Annotated in this window: 24 protein-coding genes; all 24 read left to right on the forward strand. The window is 35.7% G+C overall.

Annotated features, from left to right (window positions below; translation table 11 throughout):
* Positions 1-494: 494 nt before the first annotated feature.
* The 24 genes from dprA (at position 495) to AB3U99_RS09950 (ending at position 23,598) form a co-directional block, all read left to right on the forward strand.
* Positions 495-1,364 (forward strand): DNA-processing protein DprA, encoded by an 870-nt coding sequence (dprA, locus tag AB3U99_RS09835; RefSeq protein WP_400247206.1) that lies wholly within the window; start codon positions 495-497, stop codon positions 1,362-1,364.
* Positions 1,365-1,722: 358 nt separating this feature from the next.
* On the forward strand, positions 1,723-3,798 hold the full coding sequence (gene topA / locus AB3U99_RS09840; protein WP_400247207.1) for a type I DNA topoisomerase: 2,076 nt from the start codon (positions 1,723-1,725) through the stop codon (positions 3,796-3,798).
* Between the two features lie 493 nt (positions 3,799-4,291).
* Positions 4,292-5,194 (forward strand): tyrosine recombinase XerC, encoded by a 903-nt coding sequence (xerC, locus tag AB3U99_RS09845; RefSeq protein WP_400247208.1) that lies wholly within the window; start codon positions 4,292-4,294, stop codon positions 5,192-5,194.
* Positions 5,195-5,227: 33 nt separating this feature from the next.
* Positions 5,228-5,770, forward strand: a complete 543-nt coding sequence (hslV, locus tag AB3U99_RS09850; RefSeq protein ID WP_284561348.1) for an ATP-dependent protease subunit HslV — start codon at positions 5,228-5,230, stop codon at positions 5,768-5,770.
* 15 nt (positions 5,771-5,785) lie between these two features.
* The gene (hslU, locus tag AB3U99_RS09855) at positions 5,786-7,195 is read left to right on the forward strand and encodes an HslU--HslV peptidase ATPase subunit (protein ID WP_400247210.1); all 1,410 of its coding nucleotides are present in this window, start codon (positions 5,786-5,788) and stop codon (positions 7,193-7,195) included.
* A 94-nt stretch (positions 7,196-7,289) separates the two neighbouring features.
* Positions 7,290-8,072, forward strand: a complete 783-nt coding sequence (codY, locus tag AB3U99_RS09860) for a GTP-sensing pleiotropic transcriptional regulator CodY (protein ID WP_400247212.1) — start codon at positions 7,290-7,292, stop codon at positions 8,070-8,072.
* Positions 8,073-8,547: 475 nt separating this feature from the next.
* Positions 8,548-8,928: a flagellar basal body rod protein FlgB gene (gene flgB / locus AB3U99_RS09865; RefSeq protein ID WP_400247214.1), complete on the forward strand. Its 381-nt coding sequence runs from the start codon at positions 8,548-8,550 to the stop codon at positions 8,926-8,928.
* 2 nt (positions 8,929-8,930) lie between these two features.
* The gene (gene flgC / locus AB3U99_RS09870; protein WP_400247215.1) at positions 8,931-9,383 is read left to right on the forward strand and encodes a flagellar basal body rod protein FlgC; all 453 of its coding nucleotides are present in this window, start codon (positions 8,931-8,933) and stop codon (positions 9,381-9,383) included.
* A gap of 20 nt (positions 9,384-9,403) precedes the next feature.
* Positions 9,404-9,712, forward strand: coding sequence for a flagellar hook-basal body complex protein FliE (gene fliE, locus AB3U99_RS09875; protein ID WP_400247217.1), 309 nt, complete (start codon positions 9,404-9,406; stop codon positions 9,710-9,712).
* A 280-nt stretch (positions 9,713-9,992) separates the two neighbouring features.
* Complete coding sequence (fliF, locus tag AB3U99_RS09880) at positions 9,993-11,579, forward strand: flagellar basal-body MS-ring/collar protein FliF (protein ID WP_400247219.1); 1,587 nt, start codon at positions 9,993-9,995, stop codon at positions 11,577-11,579.
* A 13-nt stretch (positions 11,580-11,592) separates the two neighbouring features.
* On the forward strand, positions 11,593-12,609 hold the full coding sequence (gene fliG, locus AB3U99_RS09885; RefSeq protein ID WP_400247221.1) for a flagellar motor switch protein FliG: 1,017 nt from the start codon (positions 11,593-11,595) through the stop codon (positions 12,607-12,609).
* The gene (gene fliH / locus AB3U99_RS09890; protein WP_400247223.1) at positions 12,602-13,366 is read left to right on the forward strand and encodes a flagellar assembly protein FliH; all 765 of its coding nucleotides are present in this window, start codon (positions 12,602-12,604) and stop codon (positions 13,364-13,366) included. Before fliG ends, fliH begins: the two co-directional genes overlap by 8 nt.
* The gene (fliI, locus tag AB3U99_RS09895) at positions 13,363-14,679 is read left to right on the forward strand and encodes a flagellar protein export ATPase FliI (RefSeq protein WP_400247224.1); all 1,317 of its coding nucleotides are present in this window, start codon (positions 13,363-13,365) and stop codon (positions 14,677-14,679) included. Before fliH ends, fliI begins: the two co-directional genes overlap by 4 nt.
* 3 nt (positions 14,680-14,682) lie before the next feature.
* Positions 14,683-15,135 carry a flagellar export protein FliJ gene (gene fliJ, locus AB3U99_RS09900; RefSeq protein WP_400247225.1) on the forward strand — a complete coding sequence of 151 codons (453 nt, stop codon included), beginning with the start codon at positions 14,683-14,685 and terminating at the stop codon, positions 15,133-15,135.
* Positions 15,136-15,732, forward strand: a complete 597-nt coding sequence (locus tag AB3U99_RS09905; protein WP_400247227.1) for a MotE family protein — start codon at positions 15,136-15,138, stop codon at positions 15,730-15,732.
* A gap of 34 nt (positions 15,733-15,766) precedes the next feature.
* The gene (locus AB3U99_RS09910; RefSeq protein WP_400247229.1) at positions 15,767-18,247 is read left to right on the forward strand and encodes a flagellar hook-length control protein FliK; all 2,481 of its coding nucleotides are present in this window, start codon (positions 15,767-15,769) and stop codon (positions 18,245-18,247) included.
* Between the two features lie 15 nt (positions 18,248-18,262).
* Positions 18,263-18,901: a flagellar hook assembly protein FlgD gene (gene flgD, locus AB3U99_RS09915; RefSeq protein ID WP_400247230.1), complete on the forward strand. Its 639-nt coding sequence runs from the start codon at positions 18,263-18,265 to the stop codon at positions 18,899-18,901.
* A gap of 11 nt (positions 18,902-18,912) precedes the next feature.
* Positions 18,913-19,314: a TIGR02530 family flagellar biosynthesis protein gene (locus tag AB3U99_RS09920; protein WP_400247232.1), complete on the forward strand. Its 402-nt coding sequence runs from the start codon at positions 18,913-18,915 to the stop codon at positions 19,312-19,314.
* Between the two features lie 75 nt (positions 19,315-19,389).
* Complete coding sequence (flgG, locus tag AB3U99_RS09925; protein WP_400247233.1) at positions 19,390-20,277, forward strand: flagellar basal body rod protein FlgG; 888 nt, start codon at positions 19,390-19,392, stop codon at positions 20,275-20,277.
* Between the two features lie 50 nt (positions 20,278-20,327).
* On the forward strand, positions 20,328-20,549 hold the full coding sequence (locus tag AB3U99_RS09930; RefSeq protein ID WP_400247234.1) for a flagellar FlbD family protein: 222 nt from the start codon (positions 20,328-20,330) through the stop codon (positions 20,547-20,549).
* Positions 20,539-20,967 carry a flagellar basal body-associated protein FliL gene (gene fliL / locus AB3U99_RS09935; RefSeq protein WP_400247235.1) on the forward strand — a complete coding sequence of 143 codons (429 nt, stop codon included), beginning with the start codon at positions 20,539-20,541 and terminating at the stop codon, positions 20,965-20,967. The genes AB3U99_RS09930 and fliL overlap by 11 nt, the downstream gene beginning before the upstream one ends.
* Before the next feature lie 32 nt (positions 20,968-20,999).
* Entirely contained in the window at positions 21,000-21,998 is a 999-nt protein-coding gene (gene fliM / locus AB3U99_RS09940) for a flagellar motor switch protein FliM (RefSeq protein ID WP_400247236.1), read from the forward strand.
* Complete coding sequence (fliY, locus tag AB3U99_RS09945; RefSeq protein ID WP_400247237.1) at positions 21,988-23,214, forward strand: flagellar motor switch phosphatase FliY; 1,227 nt, start codon at positions 21,988-21,990, stop codon at positions 23,212-23,214. Before fliM ends, fliY begins: the two co-directional genes overlap by 11 nt.
* A 21-nt stretch (positions 23,215-23,235) precedes the next feature.
* The gene (locus AB3U99_RS09950) at positions 23,236-23,598 is read left to right on the forward strand and encodes a response regulator (RefSeq protein ID WP_400247238.1); all 363 of its coding nucleotides are present in this window, start codon (positions 23,236-23,238) and stop codon (positions 23,596-23,598) included.
* The last annotated feature ends 1 nt before the right edge of the window (position 23,599 follow it).

Consider the following 23,599-nt stretch of genomic DNA (forward strand, 5'->3'; position numbering starts at 1 on the left):
TATTATGGAAATAGAAAAAATTAATTAATTGGAAAGACGGAGCAACCTGAATACACGTAGACTCCTATGGGAGCAGCGAGAAAGTCCGAGACCCTGCAGGAACTTAAGTGACGAAGCGGCTCGGCGCTCGCCCCATGGAAAGCGAAGTGTATTTTAGGCTGCGGATAATAACACCATCTTTACTGAAACAGCCTTTTATAAACCAATATAAACCCGAACAATCATATGGAAGTATCGTATGGTTGTTCGGGTTTATTTATGGCTGGAATACTTATGTCCCAACCCCTTTTTTCGTGCTTTTTTTTGGAGGGAGTAAAGGGATTTTTTTTCTACGGATTTGCAAATGTATAGAACATAAATGAATACTAGGCATTATCGAAAAAACTATTTATAATGAAGGAAGATAATTCCTTATTTAATATATGTTTTTCGTCTTCCTGATGTATAGTTGCTAATTTCTTTGGGAAAAAGTAGATAAGTGAAAGGAAGAAAAGATGGATATCGTAAATAAATCATTAATTAAACTGCACCACTGTCGAGGAATTAGCTGGAAAACAATTGGGAGTCTTCTAAAAGCAGATCCAACTCTTCAGTTGTACAAAAACCCTTCCTTATTACCCTCGTTACCTCCTAATGTAGAAAAGGAAATAGTTGAAACCATCCGTTCTAATCATGTGGAAGAGCTATTGAACCAGTATCGATACAATCATATCCACACAATTACTTTTTTCGACCCATTATATCCTCCGCTTTTAAAAGAAATCTATCAGCCTCCATGGGTTCTTTATGCAAAAGGTGATCTTTCCTTGCTTCGATCCCCAAAAAAGCTGGCGATTGTTGGTTCCCGCTTAGCTACTACCTATAGTACGAAGGTAATTCAACAGCTTATCAAAGAGTTAGTAGAAGAGGAAATCACTATTGTAAGTGGTCTAGCACAAGGGGTAGATTCGATAGCCCATAAACTTGCTATCACACATGGCGGCAAAACCATTGGTGTGATTGCAGGAGGACTTTTTCATATCTATCCAAAAGAGAACAGGGAGCTAGCAGGAGAAATGATGAAGCATCAGCTAGTGTTATCTGAATATCCCCCGTTAACCAAACCTCTAAAATGGCAATTTCCAATGAGAAATCGAATTATTAGTGGGCTAAGTAACGGAACATTAGTCGTAGAAGCGAAGAAGAAAAGTGGCTCCTTAATCACTGCTAATTTCGCTGTAAACGAAGGACGAGACGTATTCGCTGTGCCAGGAAATATTTTTAGCCCCTACTCAGTAGGTCCTAATGAATTAATCCAACAAGGCGCAAAACCAGTGCTCGAAGCAAAAGATATATTAGAAGAATGGAAGCATTTATCGGACTAGGAATAAACGTTGATTTTTTTATATGGAAATAGTTTCCGGCTTGTATTTATAAAAATAAAACAAATAGTCAAATGAAAATAGTTTTCAATACAAAAGGAAAGTGTTACGCTATAAGCATAAAATTAATTAAGGAATTATCATTTTTCCATAAATTTGGAATTTTTCTTGAAAGTTTTAAAAAAAGTATTGCTATTTTTAGAAATTTGTTATACATTTTGCAACGTATAGATATTTAAACCGAAAAATTTACATAAATAAAGAGAGTGAAAACGTTTACTAGTTATCGGAATGTTTGACAAATCAAAACATAGTATACAATAATAGTGAATATTTAAATCCCTCTTAAGGAGGACAGTGGATGTCAGATTTTTTAGTAATCGTTGAGTCACCAGCAAAAGCAAAGACAATAGAACGATATTTAGGAAAAAAATATAAAGTGAAAGCATCAATGGGACATATTAGGGATTTACCTAAAAGTCAAATGGGTGTTGATATAGAAAAACAATTTGAGCCAAAGTACATAACAATCCGCGGTAAAGGTCCTATTTTAAAGGATCTAAAAACTGCAGCAAAAAAAGCGAAGAAAATCTATTTAGCAGCTGACCCGGATCGCGAAGGGGAAGCAATTGCATGGCACTTAGCTAATAGCTTAAATGTGGACATAGAATCAGATTGCCGTGTTGTTTTCAATGAAATCACAAAAGATGCTATTAAAGAGTCATTTAAGCACCCTAGAGCGATTAATATGGACTTAGTGGATTCACAGCAGGCTAGAAGGGTTTTAGACCGTTTAGTTGGATATAATATCAGTCCTCTATTATGGAAAAAAGTAAAAAAAGGACTAAGTGCAGGAAGAGTGCAATCTGTTGCTGTACGTCTTATTATTGAAAGAGAACAAGAAATCAAAGCATTCGAGCCAGAGGAATACTGGTCTATTGAAGGTAGCTTTATTAAAGGGAAAAATAATTTTGAAGCATCCTTTTATGGAGTAAATGGAGAGAAAATCGAACTTCATTCAGAAGAAGATGTTAAGAAAATAACTAGTCAGCTAAAAGATAATAAATTTACAGTAGATAAAGTCAGTAAAAAAGAACGGAAGAGAAATCCCGCTGTTCCATTTACTACATCTTCTCTACAACAAGAAGCAGCTCGTAAATTAAATTTCCGTGCCAAGAAAACAATGATGCTTGCGCAACAATTATATGAAGGAATTGATCTTGGTAAAGAAGGAACAGTTGGTTTAATTACCTATATGAGAACCGATTCAACTAGAATTTCAGAGGTTGCTCAAGGGGAAGCTTTTGAATATATAAACAGTCAATACGGCAAGGAGTATACGAGAGAAGACAAGAAAAAAGAGAAGAAGAATGGAAAAGTGCAAGATGCCCACGAAGCAGTTCGTCCAACTAGCATTATCCGTGAGCCCAATAAGGTAAAGGAATTTTTATCTCGTGATCAATTTCGCTTATATAAATTAATTTGGGAAAGATTTATTGCTAGCCAAATGGCATCAGCGGTAATGGATACAATGAGTGTAGATTTATCAAACGGTAACGTAATTTTCCGTGCAAACGGCTCAAAAATAAAATTCCCTGGTTTTATGAAAGTATATGTAGAAGGTACAGATGATAATGTTGATGAGAAAGACCGTCAGCTTCCAGATTTAAAGGAAGGGGACACAGTATTAAATAAAGATATTGACACAAAGCAGCATTTCACACAGCCGCCTCCACGCTATACAGAAGCGAGGCTAGTAAGAACACTCGAGGAATTAGGGATAGGAAGACCATCAACCTTTGCTCCAACCCTTGATACCATTCAAAAGCGCGGCTATGTAGCGCTTGAGAATAAACGATTTATCCCAACTGAATTAGGGGAAATCGTCTTAGAATTAATTTTGGAATTTTTCCCAGAAATATTAAACATTGAATTTACTGCCAATATGGAACAAGATTTAGATAATATAGAGGCAGGGAAAGTCGATTGGGTAAAGGTAATTGATGAATTCTATCAAACGTTTGAGAAAAGATTAGAAGTAGCTGAACAAGAAATGCAGACCATTGAAATAAAAGATGAACCAGCAGGAGAGGATTGCGAAGAGTGCGGCAATCCAATGGTTTATAAAATGGGTCGATATGGAAAATTCATGGCTTGCAGTAATTTCCCTGACTGCAGAAATACGAAAGCGATTGTGAAGGATATTGGGGTAAAATGTCCGAAGTGCCATGAAGGGAATATAATTGAAAGAAAAAGTAAGAAGCGCAGAATTTTTTACGGTTGCGATCGTTTTCCAGAATGTGATTTTATTTCATGGGATAAGCCGCTACAAAGACCTTGTCCGAAATGCGAAAGCATGTTAGTAGAGAAAAAATTGAAAAAAGGTGTGCAAGTACAGTGCGTAAACTGTGATTACAAAGAAGAGCCACAAAGCTAATAAGGCTTCTTTTAAAAATAGTACATCCACTTACTACGAAAATCGAGTATAATAAGCAAATGGGGTTGAGGGTGAGCAGTATGCTCACTCTCTTGTCAGTTACTACCAAATTACGCTTATGTATTTCCCTGAATATAATATATATGGAAGATAATGTAGCGAGAATTTGTTTTTATAAAAAAATATTTATTCTCTTGAAGTAGAAACTTTTCATTCTTTCATTCGTATAGTAAAATGCTATGAGTGATTACTTCATAATTACTTTTTGAAAATGCAGCTATTAGCTTTCGTGTTTTACATATTTTAGAGATGCTTCCATATGACTGTTAAAGTGCATTTAGGATTAGCTTTACTAACCTAAGGAAAAAGGAAGAAATAAACATGAAATGAAAGGATTGTCACAAACAATTCGGAACTTTGTGAAAAATTTGTAAATTTATTGCTTGTAGATAAAAAGTATGATAATATGATGAAGCCATTGTGAGGTGAGGTTATGAAACAAGAATTAAACAATCATGTTCAGGCGTTTATTACCTATTTACAGATTGAAAAAAATTACTCACCATATACAATAGAATTTTATATGCAAGATATTGACCAATTCTTTCGCTTTATGAAAGATCAAGTAATAGACAAGTTAGACGACGTGAGTCCATCTGATGTAAGAATATACTTAACAGAGCTTTTTTCAGAGCAATTAGCAAGAAAGACAATTGCGCGGAAAATCTCTAGTTTGAGAAGTTTTTATCGATTTTTGCTAAGGGAAAAGGAAGTAGAAAATAATCCGTTTTCTGCTGTATCAATACCTAAGCTAGAAAAGAGATTACCTGATTTTTTCTACGAGGAAGAATTGCAGCAACTCTTTTTATCATGTGATACGAACACACCCCTTGGGCTAAGAAATAAAGCATTGCTTGAATTACTGTATGCGACTGGCATTCGTGTTGGAGAATGTACAAAAATTCAATTAAGCGATATTGACTTTAGTGTTTCTACCGTATTGGTTAGGGGAAAAGGACAAAAGGAACGGTATGTTCCATTTGGTAGTTTTGCTCATCAAGCTCTTGAAGCGTACATAAAGACTGGTAGGAATAAGCTGATGAAAAATACTTCAACTCATTCTTATTTGTTTGTTAATTATCGCGGAGGAATTTTAACAGATAATGGAGTTCGTGATATCTTAAATAAAATGATGGATACTTCATCCTCACAAGGAAAAATTCATCCCCATAAATTGAGACATTCATTTGCAACTCATTTGTTGGCAAATGGTGCAGATATGAGAACGGTTCAAGAATTATTAGGTCATGCATTTTTAACATCGACTCAAATATATACTCATGTAACAAATGAGTATTTAAAAAAGACATATATGTCTTATCATCCTAGGGCATAGTCAATTGGATAAGGAGGAAGTAACATGTCTGAAATGCCACAATTTCATGCAACAACTATTTTTGCGGTAAAACATAAAGGGAAGTCAGCGATGTCCGGTGATGGTCAGGTAACATTAGGGAATGCTGTTGTGATGAAACACACTGCCCGAAAGGTAAGAAAGCTTTTTAACGGGAAAGTAATTGCGGGATTTGCGGGATCAGTTGCGGATGCCTTTACCCTTTTCGAACTATTTGAAGGGAAATTAGATGAGTTTAATGGGAACTTGCAGCGTGCCTCGGTGGAGCTTGCGAAGCTATGGCGCAGTGATAAAGTTCTTAGAAAACTGGAAGCGATGCTGATCGTTATGAATGAAACAGACCTATTATTAGTATCTGGAACAGGCGAAGTAATTGAACCAGATGATGGTATACTTGCAATCGGTTCTGGCGGAAACTATGCACTTGCTGCAGGTAGAGCGCTCAAAACTTATTCTGGAGATAATCTTTCTGCATACGACATTGCGAAGGCGGCTCTAGAGATTGCTGGTGAAATTTGTGTTTATACAAATAATAATATCATCGTGGAAGAATTATAGGGGAGGATTTTTATTATGCAAAAAAGTGCTAGTTTAACACCTCGTCAAATTGTGGAGCGCCTTGATCAATATATTGTTGGACAAAAGGATGCAAAAAAAGCGGTTGCTGTAGCTTTGAGAAACCGTTTTCGCAGAAGTTTGCTGGATGAAAAGCTTAGAGATGAAATCAGTCCGAAAAATATTTTAATGATGGGACCTACTGGTGTCGGTAAAACAGAAATAGCAAGAAGAATTGCTAAAATTGTTAATGCACCATTTGTTAAGGTAGAAGCAACTAAGTTTACGGAAGTCGGTTATGTCGGACGCGATGTGGAATCAATGGTTCGTGATCTTGTTGAAACATCTGTACGCTTAGTAAAAGAAGAAAAGATGTTTCAAGTTAAAGAGCGAGCAGAAGTTGCGGCAAATAATCGACTTGTTGAATTGTTAGTTCCTTCTGCTGCAAAGAAAACCTCCAACTACAAAAATCCTTTGGAAATGCTTTTTGGCGGTGGCGCTGCAGAAACAGACGAAGAAGAGGCAACAGTGGAAGAAACTAGTAAGTCAGAAAAAAGAAAAATAGTGAAAGAAAAACTTGCCCTAGGCGAACTAGAAGATGAAGTAGTAACTGTAGAAGTAGAAGAGCAGCAGCCCTCTATGTTTGATATGCTCCAAGGTTCTGGCATAGAACAAATGGGGATGAATATGCAGGATGCTTTAAGCAGCTTTATGCCGAAGAAAAAGAAAAAGCGCAAATTAACGGTTAGAGAAGCAAGAAGCGTTTTAACAAACGAAGAAGCGCAAAAACTAATCGATATGGACGAGGTTACACAGGATGCTCTCGTTCGCGCAGAACAAATGGGAATTATCTTTATCGATGAAATTGATAAGATTGCCAGCAAGTCCAATGGCAGTTCTTCAGCAGATGTTTCAAGAGAAGGTGTGCAGCGAGATATTTTACCTGTAGTAGAAGGATCGACAGTCGTAACAAAATATGGATCGGTTAAAACAGATCATGTCTTATTTATTGCTGCTGGAGCTTTCCATATGTCAAAGCCATCTGATTTAATCCCAGAATTACAAGGAAGATTTCCGATTCGTGTTGAGCTTACGAAATTAACAGTAGATGATTTTTATCGCATACTTGTGGAGCCAGACAATGCATTGATTAAGCAATATCAAGCATTAATGCAAACGGAAGGTATAGAAATTGAATTTTCTGACGAAGCTATTCGTAAGATAGCTGAAGTAGCTTATGAAGTGAATCAAAATACAGATAATATCGGTGCACGTAGACTTCATACCATTCTAGAAAAACTATTGGAAGACTTGTCTTTCGAAGCACCAGAAATAACAATGGAAAAAATAACGATTACTCCGAAGTATGTGGAGGAGAAGTTAGGAGCCATCTCAAGAAATAAAGATTTAAGTCAATTTATACTATAATTTAGTAAAACTAAAATGTACTCCTGAAAGGTAACAGTATAAGTAGACATAGATTATTTCAAGTGTTGGTTTTAGTTAACAGGAGGAATATGAAATGGATTTATTAACAAAAACAAGAAAGATAAACGCAATGCTACAAAGAGCTGCAGGAAAGCCAGTTAATTTTAAGGAAATGTCTGAAACATTAAGTGACGTTATAGAAGCAAACATTTTCGTTGTAAGCAGAAGAGGGAAATTACTAGGTTTTGCCGTTAATCAACAAATTGAAAATGATCGCATGAAAAAGATGCTTGAAGATCGCCAATTCCCAGAAGAATATACAAATAGCTTGTTTAATATTCAGAATACTTCAAGTAATTTAGAAATTGAAAGTGAGTATACTGCTTTCCCGGTTGAAAATAAAGAATTATTTGCAAAAGGTCTTACTACCATTGTACCGATTATTGGTGGTGGAGAAAGACTTGGAACATTAATTCTTGCAAGATTGCAAGAGCAATTCCATGATGATGATTTAATTCTTGCTGAATATGGTGCTACTGTAGTTGGAATGGAAATTCTTCGTGAAAAAGCAGAAGAAATCGAAGAAGAAGCAAGAAGTAAAGCAGTTGTTCAAATGGCGATTAGCTCTTTATCTTATAGTGAATTAGAAGCAATTGAGCATATTTTTGAAGAGTTAAATGGTAATGAAGGATTATTAGTAGCTTCTAAAATTGCAGACCGTGTTGGTATTACAAGATCTGTAATTGTAAATGCATTGCGTAAATTAGAAAGTGCAGGCGTTATCGAGTCTCGTTCTTTAGGAATGAAAGGTACTTATATTAAAGTACTTAATGACAAGTTCTTATTAGAGCTTGAGAAATTAAAAACGAATAAATAAAAAGTATCTGTTTTAATAAAACAGATGACGCAAAAAAACCTTTTCATTAAGTTGAAAAGGTTTTTTGCGTTCTGTGCTATCTGAAATATAGGAAGATAGAATAAGGTGAACAAGTAGATCTGATTGTACTATATATATCATTCGACAAAAAGAGCGCATTTTCCATATATTTTTCATTTACATTACAGCGTGATTACCGGTATATTTGTGTACGTAGCCTAATTATATCCATTAGTTACTAATGACTATGAGAATGGTAACAAAAAAAATAGAAAAACACTTACTTTTTCCCAATATAAACTTTAATTATGTTAATTATTATCTAAAATAGGTAAAAAGATTCATTAAAATCCTCCTCTTTCCCATAGACAACTTATTACAAATTAATTAAAATTAAAACTAACGTGTAAAAAAACGTCACAATAAAACAAAATTCAACATTTTTCTTAAAATTGATTTCTCGAGGTGTGAAAAAGTGAAGCTTTTTTCTAATACAATAACAACCTTAGAACATGCAATAAATTACTCGAATCAAAAGCAAAAGGTTATAGCACAAAATATAGCAAATGTAGATACACCAAACTATAAAGCGAAGACGGTGACTTTTAAAGATTCATTATCTAGTGCCATGAATGCGAATATCACAAATAGTAAGCATATTTCTTTTTCAGCAAGCAACGCTTCAACAGCAGTTGTCTCAAAAAATGGAGTTACTTATAATAACAGCGGAAATAGTGTGGACATGGATAAAGAAATGACCGATCTTGCAACAAACCAAATATATTACAATGCGTTAATTGATCGAATTAGTGGGAAATTTAGTTCACTTGAAAGTGTAATTAGAGGAGGGAAGTAAGCATGACTATTTTTAATAGTATAAACACTACGGCCTCTGCTTTAACTGCTCAACGGTTACGAATGGATGTCATTTCTTCTAATATGGCAAATGTTGATACAACAAGAGGAAGATTGGTAAATGGTGAGTGGGAGCCTTACAAACGAAAACAAGTTGTTTTTCAAGAACAAGAAGGTTCATTTGCTTCCCATTTGAATGCAGCGAGAGGAACAGGCAAAGATACAGGTGCTGGAGTTAAGGTATCTAAAATCGTAGAAGATGAAACACCATTTGAGTTGGTTTATAATCCGGAAAACCCAGATGCAGATGAAAATGGATATGTAAGTATGCCAAACGTAGATCCTTTGCGTGAGATAGTTGATTTAATGAGTGCTTCTAGGTCATATGAAGCCAATGTAACTGTTTTAAATGCTTCCAAAAGTATGTTAATGAAAACATTAGAAATCGGTAAATAAAAACGAATAGGAGCAATGAAATGGAACCTTTAAATTTTTCTGCAGTATCTTCTGCATTTCCATTAACAAATTCAGCGACGAGTAATAAAACATCTGTTGCAAATGCACAAAAAAACTTTGCGTCATTTTTGAAAGAATCCATTAACAGTGTGAACCAAGCACAAAATGAATCAGATGCGCTAACGAATAAGCTGGCAAGAGGAGAGAATGTCGATTTATCCCAAGTGATGATCGCATCTCAAAAGGCTAGTATTACGATGCAAGCTACAATGGAAATACGTAATAAAGCAGTGGAAGCTTATCAAGAAATAATGCGAATGTCAGTGTAATAGTAGGACTGTTTTTAAAGAAGCATTGTTGCTTTAAAGAATAGGAGGTAACTTCTAAAGTAAATAGAGTGTAGTTTATTTAACTCCTCCACTTAGAAATGAGGGGAGTTGGAGAAATAGAGGAATAGCAGAGAAGCTTCCTTTCTCCCCGTAGTAAGCAAGTGTCCATGCGGTTTACGGGCTTCATTCTAAACAGAAAGCAATAAGCTTATAGAAAACAGTCAATATAAAAGATGGGCGGTTTTTACCTAAACAAAATTACGGTAGCCGGGGGAAGAGAATGAAAGAGAATCTAAATAAAATATTTAATCCTTTAAAAGAGTATTGGCAAAGTCGTTCAAAAAAGCAAAAGACTGTGATAACAAGTAGCGGACTTTTGCTTCTTCTAGTTGTTATATTTTCAGCTTATTTTTTTACGAGAGTAACGTTAGTGCCACTTTACAGTAATTTAACCCCTTCCGAAACAGGAGCTATTAAAGAGAGTCTTGATAGTAGAGGGATAACTTCTGAGATTTCTAGTGGAGGTACTGTTATCAGTGTTCCAGAAGAAGTTGTAGACACTTTAAAAGTTGAACTTGCAGCAGAAGGAATACCGAAGTCGGGTAGCATAGACTATTCCTTTTTTAGTGAAAATGCAAGCTTTGGGATGACAGATAATGAATTTAATGTATTAAAATTAGATGCCCTGCAGACAGAAATCGCAAATCTTATAAAAGGTGTGGAAGGGATTAATGACGCTAATGTTGTTATCACTTTACCAGAGGAAAGTGTATTTGTTTCTGATCAAGGAGGAGAAGCTACAGCCTCTATCGTGTTAAATACAAAACCAGGCTATAACTTCTCAGAAAATCAAATAAAAGGGTTATATACACTCGTGTCCAAAAGTGTACCAAACCTTCCTACAGATAATATCGTCATTACTAACCAAAACTTTGAGTATTTTGACTTAAATTCTTCAAATAATTCTGCGACAGATACTTTTACTGCGCAAAATAATGTGAAAAAACAAATTGAACGTGATATTCAAAGACAAGTGCAAACAATGCTAGGAACGTTAATGGGGCAAGATAAAGTCGTTGTATCTGTTACTGCTGATATTGACTTTACCCAAGAAAACAGAGAAGAAAACCTAGTAACGCCTGTTGATGAGGAAAATATGGCAGGAATTGAAATAAGTGCGCAAAATATCACGGAAACATATACAGGTGAAAATGCTGCAGCTGGTGGAGTTGTTCCGGCAGAAAACGCAGATGATGTAACAGGTTATAATTCAGAAACAGGATCCGGTAATGGCGACTATGAAAAAGTCGAACAAACCGTTAATAGTGAAGTAAATCGTATTAAAAAACAAATTGTTGAAAGTCCATATAAAATTCGTGATTTAGGTATTCAAGTAATGGTAGAACCACCTGATGCTAATGACACTACTTCCTTACCGCAGGAAAGCATTGATGACATTTCCAATATTTTAGGAACGATCGTTCGTACATCTATTGATAAAACGTCAACTGGTGGAGAATTGTCAGATGAGGATATCCAAAGCAAGATTGCTGTATCCGTTCAGCCGTTTAATGGGAAAACACAAGCAACAGAGGTAGTTCAAGCATCTATTCCTTGGTGGATCTACGCTGTTGGTGGAGCATTGCTTGCGATTATTATTCTATTAATCTTCTTATTTATAAATGCGAGAAAGAAAAAGAAACAAGAAGAAGTGGAAGAAATTATTCAACCAGTTGCTCCTGTCATGGATATCAATGTAGAGCAAGAAAATGAAGGTTCAATCAGAAGAAAGCAGCTTGAAAAAATGGCAAAAGAAAAACCTGAGGAATTTGCAAAATTACTACGTACATGGATTACGGAAGATTAAGGAGTGTTGTTAAATGGCAAGAAAAGAATCAAATGAATTATCTGGCAAGCAAAAGGCGGCCATTCTCCTTATATCATTAGGTCCTGATGTTGCAGCTTCGGTTTATAAACATTTAAGTGAGGAAGAAATTGAACGATTATCACTTGAGATATCAGGGGTTAGAAAAGTGGAGAATACTTCTAAAGAAAATGTATTAGAAGAATTTCATAATATTGCACTTGCTCAAGACTATATTTCTCAAGGCGGTATTGGATACGCAAAAACAGTACTAGAGAAGGCACTTGGAATAGAACAAGCATCGATTATCTTAAATAGACTGACTTCTTCTCTTCAAGTAAGACCGTTTGATTTTGCAAGAAAAGCAGATCCAAACCAAATCTTCAATTTTATTCAAAATGAACATCCACAGACAATTGCACTTATCTTATCGTATTTAGATCCAACACAGGCAGGTCAAATATTATCTGAACTGCCACAGGAAGTACAAGCGGATATTGCAAGAAGAATCGCTGTAATGGATAGTACTTCTCCTGAAATTATCAATGAAGTAGAACAAATTTTGGAAAGAAAGCTATCAAGCACTGTTACACAAGACTATACACAAACGGGTGGTATTGAAGCGGTTGTTGAAGTGTTAAATGGGGTCGACAGAGCAACAGAACGGACAATTTTAGATGCGCTTGAAATTCAAGATCCAGAATTAGCAGAAGAAATTAAGAAGAGAATGTTTGTCTTTGAAGATATTGTTACATTGGATAACAGAGCAATCCAAAGAATTATTCGTGATTGTGAAAATGAAGATCTTATGCTTGCTCTTAAAGTTTCTGGAGATGAAGTGAAAGAGATTGTTTATAGCAATATGTCTACGAGAATGGCTGAGTCCTTTAAAGAAGAAATGGAATTTATGGGACCTGTCCGCTTAAAAGATGTAGAAGAAGCACAATCAAGAATTGTTGCAGTTATTAGACGTCTTGAGGATGCTGGAGAGATTGTAGTTGCCCGTGGCGGAGGGGATGATATCATTGTCTAGGTTAATTAAGTCAAGATATTCAAATCCTGATGATACGAAAGAGAAAGTAATTTCGATTAAGTATATTGATGCCTTCGATTCTGACTGTGAACAATCAAGGGAAGTTACGCAAACGGAATATAACAACATAATAGATACTGCTCGCAAAGAAGCAGAAGAAATAAAGAGACTTGCTTTGGCTGAAGCTGAACAAATAAGCGTTCAGCTTTCAGAAGAAAGGCAAAATTGGGAAATAGAAAAAGCACATTTAATAGAAGATGCGAAAAAAAATGGCTTTCAAGCAGGATTTGAGACTGGTCAAAACGCTGGATACAATGAGGCATATGGATTTATTCAACAAGCAAAAGATACAGTAATAGCGTCTAAGGCAGATTATGATAAGTATCTACAATCTGCTGAGGGCACGATTTTGGAGCTAGCTATTGAAGTGGCAGGAAAAATAATGAACAACAAGATCAATGAAGACGAACAAAATTTCATTCATCTTGTGCAGCAAGCCTTAAAAGAAGTAAGAAAACAGCGAGAAATACAATTACATGTTAACCCTATCCATTACGAAATGGTAGTAGCAGAAAAAGAGGAACTACTCCAGTTATTCCCGATAAAGCCTAGTCTGTTCATTTTTCCGGATGAATTGATTGAGGGAAATGGTTGTATCATTGAAACAGCAAGCGGCCGTTTGGATGCAAGTGTAGATACACAATTACTCATGATTAAAGATAAACTACTTGAAATATTGGAGAGTGAGGAAGGATGAAAGCACAAGCTTTACTAAGCTCCATTTCGTCCGTTGACACTTATAAGCAATATGGTCGAGTGAAAAAAGTGGTCGGATTAATGATTGAATCACAAGGTCCAGAAAGCTCTATTGGGGATGTTTGCAATATTCATATTGGTACAAAGCATAAACGAATGATTAAAGCAGAAGTGGTCGGATTTAATGATGAAAATATTATTTTAATGCCCTATACGACAGTCAATGATATTTCACCCGGCTGCCTAGTTGAAGCTTCTTCTGAACCATTGGAAATAAAGGTAGGACCAGGATTGATAGGAACGGCTATTGATGCATTAGGGATGCCATTAGATGGTTCGATGTTACCAAAGGGATTAAAGTCTGTTCCCATTGATAATGAGCCTCCTAACCCGATGACAAGACCACCTTTATCTCAATCGATGGAAGTAGGTGTACGATTAATTGATGGGCTTTTAACAGTCGGCACTGGCCAAAGACTTGGGATTTTTGCAGGTAGTGGTGTTGGAAAAAGTACGTTGTTAGGAATGATAGCAAGAAATACAAAAGCAGATTTGAACGTTATCGCTTTAATTGGAGAACGTGGAAGAGAAGTACGTGAATTTATTGAACGTGATTTAGGACCAGAAGGATTGAAAAGGTCGATTGTTGTTGTTGCTACATCCGATCAGCCAGCACTAATGAGAATAAAGGGTGCTTATACAGCTACAGCAATTGCAGAGTATTTTCGAGATAAGGGTTTAAACGTTATGTTGATGATGGATTCCGTTACGCGTGTAGCGATGGCACAAAGAGAGGTCGGTCTAGCTATTGGCGAACCACCAACTACGAAAGGATATACGCCTTCTGTATTTGCGATATTGCCAAAGCTTTTAGAACGAACAGGGACAAATGAATACGGAAGTATAACAGCCTTTTATACCGTATTAGTTGATGGGGATGATATGAATGAACCAATTGCAGATACGGTGCGTGGAATCTTAGATGGGCATTATGTCTTAGAACGGGCGCTTGCGAATAAAGGGCAATATCCAGCCGTTAATGTCTTGAAGAGTGTCAGCCGTGTGATGAATCATATAGTGACTAAAGAACATATGAAAGCGGCCGATCGCTTGCGAGATCTTCTTAGCACCTATATGAATTCCGAAGATTTAATCAATATAGGTGCTTATAAGAAAGGTTCTTCTAAAGAAATCGATACGGCAATTCGATTGTATCCAAGTATTCTTTCCTATATAAAGCAGTCGACAGATGAGAAGGTTTCAATTGAGGAAAGCCTCCATTCCTTATTAACTTTAGTTGGATCAGAGGGATAAAAGATGAGTTATCAATTTAAATTTGAAAACATCCTAACTATTCGAGAAAGAGAAAAAGAAGAAGCTAGCTCTGCCTATAATCAATCAGTAAATAGATTTGAAGAGGCTGCTGAAAAACTGTATGAGCTATTAAAAAGAAAAGAAGACCTAGAAGCGTATCAAGCCGACAAAATGACGACAGGTTTATCCGTTCAAGAAATTAGACATCATCAGCAATTTGTAGGCAATTTAATAAAAACCATTGAACATGCACAAAAAATGGTACAAAATGCACGAAATTCGATGGTCTATTTTCAAGAAAAAATGTTAGAAAAAAATATGGAAGTCAAACAGTTTGTGAAAATAAAGGAAAAAGATCATACCAATTATTTAGCATTAGAACGAGCAGAAGAGGCAAAACAAATGGATGAAATATCTCTTCAACAATATATGCAACATGAAAAGGCGGGTGGCTAAATGGAAAATTCATGGGAAGAAAAAAAGAAATCATTTAACTTTTTTCAGCGTTTTCTTATGGTTGCAGTCATTCCGAGCCTTTTTGCAATCATTGTCCTTGTGTTATTGCTCATGTATTCTGGAGCAGATGTTGCAGAGAAGGGCAAAGCGTTATTAAATACGATTCCTTTTCTAAGTGAAGAAAAAAAATCGACGGATAAATTACTAGAAAATAATAAAAATAAGATGCTCTCCTTACAAACAAAGCTGGAAGAACGGGATGCACAAATAAAGACGCTAGAGTCTCAATTAGAAAATAGTGAAAATAGAATTCAATCTGTCAATTCGGAAAAAGAAAAATTGCAGAGTGAGCTAATTTCTCTCCAATCAGCTCAAGAGGAAACAAAAAAGGCAGTTGCTGAGATTGTGAAAACATATGATACGATGTCCCCTAAAAATGCTGCGGCCATTCTGTCAGAGATGAGTGAAAACGAAGCATTGAAAATTTTGGCAGAGCTTAAACCGGCAAAACTTGCGTCGATATTAGAGAAAATGGAACCGTCCATTGCTTCAAAATATACAGAGCGATTAGCAGACAATGCGACTGTAAATCCGTAAGAAATAACCTTGTTACTAGAAAGGGGGTGAAAAATTGCAGCTAGGACTGATTAATTCATTAAAAAAAATGGAGTTAACGAGTGGTAGTCAGGGAACGCCAAACGATAAAAAGGATGGACAGTTTATGTTGATGTTAAATGCCTTAAAAACGAGACCTCAACAAAATGAATTCAGCCCAAAGGACGGACAAGCTAAAGAGGGCTTAAATCAGCTTTTAGACATACTATCTAGTTCATCGGATGTGAGCCTAATTCTAAATATGGAAAGTAAAATGGAAATAGAAGCTATAAGTTTTTCGACAGCAGATGATCAGCTTTCATTAAATCTTGAACATCTATTGACCACTTATCATCATTTTTCGGATACAGAAGAAATTCCTGATTTAGATGCATTGAACTTGGATTCTATCTTAACAGATACATTTGCTAATTTAGAAAACAAAATCACTCAGGTTTTAAAGAACGAAACGAATAAGAAGATAACACCAGATATGTTTAATCAAACAGAATTACCGGTTTTGCTAACAGATTTAAAACTGCTTGAGCATACAGTAAATAATCTGCCAGATATTTCTGTTCATGAAAAAATTATGGATACCGTACAAGATTTGCAGGGATTAATATTTTCGTTAAAAAAATTCATAGAATTAAATGCATCGAGTACAACAAAGAATGTGGAAAAGAATGGTGATGCGAAAGCGGGATATTCTTTTCCAAATGAGAGTAATTTTATCGTTGGATATAATAAGTTATCTGCTACAAAAATTAATGTGCAAAAAGCAGATAAAGAGCAAGCGATAGAAGTGAAACAACAAAATACGGGTGTTATTCCAGTGAGTGAAGCTGATGCAAGTCCATTTATGTTAACAAATCCAGAGCAGAAACCTGGACAAAAGGTCGAAGCTTCATCACCAGAAGAATTACAAACGCCAGCAATGAAACTAGAAATGAAGTCCGAGAAGAACGTTTCTGAGAATTCAATTGGACGAAATGAAGATAAAATGAATTTTATCCCTAATGATAAGCAAAGTAGTCGTGTTAATGAGCATATGGTTGATCAATGGAATATAAGCTCTCAGGTGAAGAATTCAGTTGTAAATCATTCGTCTGAAGAAAATTATCTAGTCCAAATGAATGGAGTAGAAGATAATGCAGGGGAAAATCAAGACGGGTTAAGGCTATCTATTGATTATATAATGGATGCTGTCTCAGAAGGATTAATCCCACCAGCTGATCAAAGAATGCGAAACCCAAATGACAAGTCTTCAGATCTAACTGAAGTAGAGATGACTGTTCAAGGGGGTAAAGCAAATTTACAAATGGAAAGAGATCTCTATAAAAGAAGTCGAAATCAAATAGAGCATAGCTTATCCAAAGTAAATAATGCAATAGAATCTCTGGCTAAGGAAACAACGATAGCTTCTGATATCAATAGTAAAATGACTGCGGGTACAGTGATAGCAGACAATGGGACTGAAGAAAATCATTTATGGATGGCAAGTAATCCAAATAACGGATTAGAAAAGCAAAAAGAAAACAGCTTATCTATAAAAAATAGTTCGAGTGATTCTAAGCCAGAAGAAACGGCAAACTCCTTTAACGAAGCAGAATTAATGACTAGTAAGTATAATAGTGAAAACGCAAAAAGATTTTCTACAGTTGATTCAAAGCTATTAGCAATGCAAAATCGTGTATTGCAAGAAACTAGAAATGCGGTTGGGAAAGAAACGAATACACCGAAGCCGAAGATAGATGCTTCGCAGTCTATTCAATCGAATCTTTTTCATGCAGATCGAGCAGAGAGTCGTGTTACAGAAGCAACAACTGAGCTTAAATCGATCATTTCTTCTATTCTATCAAAGCTAGATAAACAACCAGAAGGAAAGAGTGCAACCGTTGCTCAAAAAGTCATCAATCCGATAATGGTAAGTTCCTTACGAAAATCGGGAGAAACTATCTTGCCAAGTGTAGGAATGAAGGAAGCAGCTGAAGTGAGTCATAAAGATATGAACACCAATGTACTTCCATCTGTGCAAAATCCCTTTATAAAGGAAAATCCATTTATATTGTTGACTGATGCAGGGAAAATGGTACAGCCGAAAGATGTGGAGGAACAGTTTGCTAAACTATTAGCTAATAGTACGTTTACAAAAGTCGGCGATATGCAAAAGCTTTCGATTCGTCTCGCACCAGATCATTTAGGATCGATTCGAATCGAAATTACGCAAAATGAAGGCAATTTGATAGCAAAAATTATCACCTCAAGCGCTGAAGCAAAAGAGGCTTTAGATAAACAGCTTACTAGCTTAAAGCATGGATTTACTGTACAAAATTTGCAAGTGGATAAACTGGATATCATTGTCTCTTCTCAACCACAGGAAAAACTGCAAAAAGAGCAACAACAGCAACAAGAGCAGCAACAGTCTCAATCACAAAGAGACAAGAAAGATGCTGATGAAGACGAGAATAAACGAAAAACTTCCTTTTTCGAGGAATTATTAAATATAGAAGTATAGAGGAGCTAGTAACTTATGGTAAATACAATTAATGATACTTCTCTTTATTTATCAGACTATCAGAAATCAAATAATTCTACTGGCAGCTCTGCTTTAGGAAAAGATGATTTCTTGAAAATTTTAATTACTCAATTGCAGAATCAAGACCCAACTAGTCCGATGGATGATAAAGAGTTTATCGCACAGATGGCTCAGTTCTCAAGTTTAGAGCAAATGCAGAACTTGAACTCATCTGTGACAAACTTGATTTCACTGCAAACACAGTCAAACCTAATTTCTTACGGACAATTTATGGGACAAGAAGTGAATTGGAGTAAGATAGAAACAGATAATGTGGGGAATAGTACGACAACTTCTGGTATAGGAAAAGTAATTTCTGTTGCTTATACAGAAGACAGTGTAGTATTCACGTTAGAGGATGGAACAAAAGTAACTCCTGCAAATATAGCAAGCATAAGCACAAATTCATCGGAAAATAATCTAGTGCTAGCAAGCCAATTGATTGGAAAGACCGTTTCTTATTTAAATGCGAATAAGGAAGAAATCAGTAGTAAAGTTCAATCTGTATCACTAAAGAATGGACAAATACAACTAACATTAGATGATGAGGCAGAGAGCAAAATTACCTCAGGACAAATTACAAAAATTGAATAGGAAGTGATTAGATGGATAAACCTATTTATCCTTCCGTAAAATCACATGCTGCTATTAAAAATGGTATTGAGGCGATTAAATCCAAATCAACTGTGCATAAAGCACAAAATCTCACATCGTTTTCTACCCATTTTCATCAGTCAATTTCTTCCTTAAATACGCTTAGTATTAGCAAACACGCAAATGAGAGACTTCAGCAGCGGGGGATTGAAATAGATGATGCCAAATGGAAGGCGATAGAAGAAAAAGTTAGCCAGGCAAAGAAAATTGGAATAAAAGAATCACTCGTACTTTTAAATAATGCCGCATTAATTGTAAGTGCGAAAAACAATACGGTTATCACGGCCATGGATCGTGAGGAAGCAACAAATCAAATTTTTACTAATATAAACGGAACAATCGTTATGAATTAATAAGGCTGGACCAATACTGGAGGCCAAAAACTGCTGAGTGATAGAGGCAGTTCATTCGAAGGGAGATAATTATACATGTTACGTTCATTATATTCAGGAATCAGTGGGATGAAAAACTTTCAAACAAAATTAGATGTTACAGGTAATAATATCGCAAACGTAAATACGTATGGATTTAAAAAGGGACGTGTGACGTTTAGTGATCTAATCAGTCAAACAACAGCTGCTGCAACTGCACCATCCCAAACAACAGGTGGTATTAATGCCAAACAGGTCGGTTTAGGGGCACAAATTGCTTCTATCGATACATTGCATACACAAGGTAGCATGCAGACAACTGGTAGAATATTAGACTTAGCTATTTCAGGAGATGGATATTTTGTTCTAAGATCACCTGGGGCTACAACGGATTACTATACAAGAGCTGGTAATTTCTACTTGGATGGAGATCGCAATATTGTGGCGACAAATGGTATGCAATTACAAGTGGAGAATGGGATTACAAGCTATGAAGTTACAGTTAATGAAAATGGGTCAACAACCACAGCAGTGGAAAGAGTGACTGCAAATCCTCCTGTATCTGGAACAAAAATTCCTGAAACTGCACAAAGTTATAGTATTTCAGCAGATGGAAAAATCACTTATGTTGATGAAAATGGTCAGACTCAAGAAGCTGGACAAATTCTTATGGCGAAAGTAGCAAACCCAGAAGGCTTAACAAAATCTGGAGCTAATTTATATCAAGCTTCTAATAACTCAGGTGATTTAGCTACTGGTGGACTTGTAACATCTGGTGTTGCTGGAACAGGGTCCATCAATAGTGGTTTCCTTGAAATGTCCAATGTGGACCTATCAGAAGAATTCACTGATATGATTGTTTCTCAAAGAGGATTTCAGGCAAATACTAAAATCATTACAACTTCTGATGAAATTCTTCAAGAATTAGTTAACTTAAAACGATAATTTAATTGGAGGGGAAGAGGCTTTCCGTTAGGTTAGCCTCCCATATAAAAATGATACATTTAACTCGACTAAACGGAAAAAAGTTTTTATTAAATGCTTTATTTATTGAAACAGTCGAATCCTTTCCTGATACAACAATTACATTAACAAATGGGAATAAATTTGTTGTTAAAGAAAGCGAAGAGGAAGTTTTAGAGAGAATGAATCATTTTTATCAAAAGGTGAACCTCTTCGGATTACCACATGTGGGAGAGAAGGACGATGAAGAATAATAAAGTTATTATTACGATGCTTGTTTTATTACTAGTCATTACACTAGCAGGAGCAGGAGCATTCATTTATATTTGGAAATTCACTGGAGATGAGAAGGAAAAAGAACCATCGATTGAAGAAATCTTGGAATCCTCTGTTGATATTGAAGAAATTACGACGAACTTAGCATCCGATAATTTCATCCGAATATCCTTTAAGATTCAGACAGATAGTAAGAAAGCGAAGGAAGAACTAGAAAAAAGGGATTTCCAAGTGAAAAATATTATTATTCAAGAGCTATCTGAGAAAAATACAGAAGACTTAAAAGGGAAAAATGGACAAATTACATTAGAGAATGATCTCAAGGATAAAATTAACGAACTGATGCAAGAAGGCAAAGTAGTCCAAGTTTATATTGTAAACTCTCTACTCCAATAAAATAAAAGTGAAAAAGATGGAGGTGAGTAATTTTGTCAGCTGATATTTTATCCCAAAATGAAATAGATGCCCTTCTTTCTGCATTATCATCTGGTGAAATGGATGCAGATGAATTGAAAAAGGAGCAACAGGAAAAAAAGGTTAAGGTATATGATTTCAAAAGAGCATTAAGATTCTCAAAGGATCAGATTCGAAGTTTAACAAGGATTCATGAAAACTATGCTAGATTATTAACCACCTTTTTCTCTGCACAATTAAGAACATATGTGCAAATTACAGTTACATCGGCAGATCAAATTCCATACGAAGAATTCATTCGTTCGATTCCGAAAATGACTATTTTAAACGTATTTGATGTTCCTCCATTAGAGGGAAGAATCTTGATGGAAGTGAATCCTAATATAGCCTATGCCATGATGGATCGAATGATGGGTGGAAGAGGCAGCAGTATAAATAAAGTCGAAAATTTGACTGAAATTGAAACAAAAATCATGTCGAATACTTTTGAAAGTGCCTTTGATTACTTTAGAGAGGCAATGGAGGATCTTATAGATATTGAACCGAGCCTTGCTGAATTCGAAGTAAATCCACAGTTTTTACAAATGGTTTCTCCAAATGAAACGGTAGTAGTTATTTCGTTAAGTACTACGATCGGAGAAACAAGTGGGATGATCAATATCTGTATTCCACATGTGGTGCTTGAGCCTATCATGCCAAAGCTATCCGGACATTATTGGATGCAGGCAGAGAAAAAGGAAAGACTGCCTGAATTTACTTCCCGTTTAGAAGAGAATATTCAGCAGTCAATTGTGCCGATAGTAGCTGAACTAGGTACATCTGATATTTCCATCCAAGATTTTTTAATGTTGGATATTGGTGATATCATCGAAATGAATCAAACGATACAACAACCCTTAATCATTAAAGTTGGAGATATCCCTAAATTTATTGGACAACCAGGAAAAGTAAATAAAAAAATGGCCGTTCAGGTTTTAGGAACTTTAGAGGAGGGGAAGGAAGATGGTGAGTAAGGATATGCTTTCACAAGATGAAATTGATGCTCTCTTAAGGGGAGATACTGTAACGAATGAAAGTCCAGCAATGGATGTGGAAAAATACTTATCAGATATAGAAAAAGATACCTTAGGGGAAATTGGAAATATATCCTTCGGTAGCTCGGCAACAGCTCTATCCACATTACTAAATCAAAAAGTAGATATCACGACACCGACTGTAAGTGTAATTTCAAAAAATATGCTGTCGGACGAATTTCCACAGCCATATGTGGCAATAAGAGTTAATTATACAGAAGGATTTTCTGGCATGAATTTACTTGTTATTGAACAAGCGGATGCTGCTGTTATTGCTGATTTAATGCTTGGTGGAGATGGGCTTAATGCCAATAAAGATATGTTAGATGAAATCCAGTTAAGTGCGGTACAAGAAGCAATGAACCAAATGATGGGTTCGGCAGCTACATCCATGTCCACCATTTTTAGCAAAAAAGTCGACATTTCACCTCCAAGTATTGATCTATTAGACTTTAATCATGGAGAAGGAACAGATAAGATTCCGGATGAAGATATTTTTGCGAAAATTTCCTTTCAAATCAAGATAGGAAATTTAATTGATTCTAATATTATGCAATTATTACAGCTTTCTTTTGCGAAAGATCTAGTAGAAGGATTATTAAATCCAGATATTAAAAAAGAAGACGTTTCAAATATTCCCGAAGTCGATTATAATTCAGTATATGAGCCAAAAGAACCGATGCAAGAGTCACGTACAACAAATAATTATCAGCAGGTTTCTAACGAAATGCCTAATAATAATCATGTCCATTATGCCAATGTAAGTGCTAATCAGACCAACGTGAATCATCAGCAGCAATATTTTGGCTCAGGATTTAATACACAAGGTCCTCCACCGAATGTGCAACCTGCAGGATTTTCTAGTTTTGAAACGCAACCACAAATGACGACTGAAACAAAAAATTTAGATATGTTGTTAGATATTCCTTTACAAGTAACGGTTGAGCTTGGAAGAACGAAAAGATCCGTTAAAGAAATATTAGAGCTTTCTTCAGGGTCCATTATTGAATTGGACAAGTTAGCTGGAGAACCAGTGGATATTCTGGTAAATAATCGTTTGGTTGCACAAGGGGAAGTAGTGGTAATTGATGAGAATTTCGGTGTTCGTGTAACCGATATTGTTAGTCAAAAGGATCGATTAAAGAATTTAAAATAATTTTTGGGGGTATTGAGGAAAATGGCACAAAAAATACTAATTGTAGATGACGCTGCATTTATGCGAATGATGATCAAGGATATTCTATCAAAGAACGGATATGAAATCGTTGGAGAAGCTGCTGATGGCATGCAAGCAATTGAAAAATTTAAGGAAACACAACCAGATTTAGTAACAATGGATATTACCATGCCAGAAATGGATGGAATTACAGCATTAAAAGAAATCAAAAAAATGAACCCAAATGCGAAAGTTATTATGTGTTCAGCAATGGGACAACAAGCGATGGTTATTGATGCAATACAGGCTGGTGCGAAGGATTTTATTGTTAAGCCATTTCAGGCAGATCGTGTATTAGAAGCAATCAGTAAAACATTAGGCTAAA

Source organism: Niallia tiangongensis (assembly GCF_044704065.1).
Lineage (GTDB): Bacteria > Bacillota > Bacilli > Bacillales > Cytobacillaceae > Niallia > Niallia tiangongensis.

Coding starts and splice junctions, on each gene's coding strand:
- dprA (WP_400247206.1), top strand. CDS start 495: ATGGATATCGTAAATAAATCATTAATTAAACTGCACCACTGTCGAGGA.
- topA (WP_400247207.1), top strand. CDS start 1,723: ATGTCAGATTTTTTAGTAATCGTTGAGTCACCAGCAAAAGCAAAGACA.
- xerC (WP_400247208.1), top strand. CDS start 4,292: ATGAAACAAGAATTAAACAATCATGTTCAGGCGTTTATTACCTATTTA.
- hslV (WP_284561348.1), top strand. CDS start 5,228: ATGCCACAATTTCATGCAACAACTATTTTTGCGGTAAAACATAAAGGG.
- hslU (WP_400247210.1), top strand. CDS start 5,786: ATGCAAAAAAGTGCTAGTTTAACACCTCGTCAAATTGTGGAGCGCCTT.
- codY (WP_400247212.1), top strand. CDS start 7,290: ATGGATTTATTAACAAAAACAAGAAAGATAAACGCAATGCTACAAAGA.
- flgC (WP_400247215.1), top strand. CDS start 8,931: ATGACTATTTTTAATAGTATAAACACTACGGCCTCTGCTTTAACTGCT.
- fliE (WP_400247217.1), top strand. CDS start 9,404: ATGGAACCTTTAAATTTTTCTGCAGTATCTTCTGCATTTCCATTAACA.
- fliF (WP_400247219.1), top strand. CDS start 9,993: ATGAAAGAGAATCTAAATAAAATATTTAATCCTTTAAAAGAGTATTGG.
- fliG (WP_400247221.1), top strand. CDS start 11,593: ATGGCAAGAAAAGAATCAAATGAATTATCTGGCAAGCAAAAGGCGGCC.
- fliI (WP_400247224.1), top strand. CDS start 13,363: ATGAAAGCACAAGCTTTACTAAGCTCCATTTCGTCCGTTGACACTTAT.
- fliJ (WP_400247225.1), top strand. CDS start 14,683: ATGAGTTATCAATTTAAATTTGAAAACATCCTAACTATTCGAGAAAGA.
- AB3U99_RS09905 (WP_400247227.1), top strand. CDS start 15,136: ATGGAAAATTCATGGGAAGAAAAAAAGAAATCATTTAACTTTTTTCAG.
- flgD (WP_400247230.1), top strand. CDS start 18,263: ATGGTAAATACAATTAATGATACTTCTCTTTATTTATCAGACTATCAG.
- AB3U99_RS09920 (WP_400247232.1), top strand. CDS start 18,913: ATGGATAAACCTATTTATCCTTCCGTAAAATCACATGCTGCTATTAAA.
- flgG (WP_400247233.1), top strand. CDS start 19,390: ATGTTACGTTCATTATATTCAGGAATCAGTGGGATGAAAAACTTTCAA.
- AB3U99_RS09930 (WP_400247234.1), top strand. CDS start 20,328: ATGATACATTTAACTCGACTAAACGGAAAAAAGTTTTTATTAAATGCT.
- fliL (WP_400247235.1), top strand. CDS start 20,539: ATGAAGAATAATAAAGTTATTATTACGATGCTTGTTTTATTACTAGTC.
- fliY (WP_400247237.1), top strand. CDS start 21,988: ATGGTGAGTAAGGATATGCTTTCACAAGATGAAATTGATGCTCTCTTA.
- AB3U99_RS09950 (WP_400247238.1), top strand. CDS start 23,236: ATGGCACAAAAAATACTAATTGTAGATGACGCTGCATTTATGCGAATG.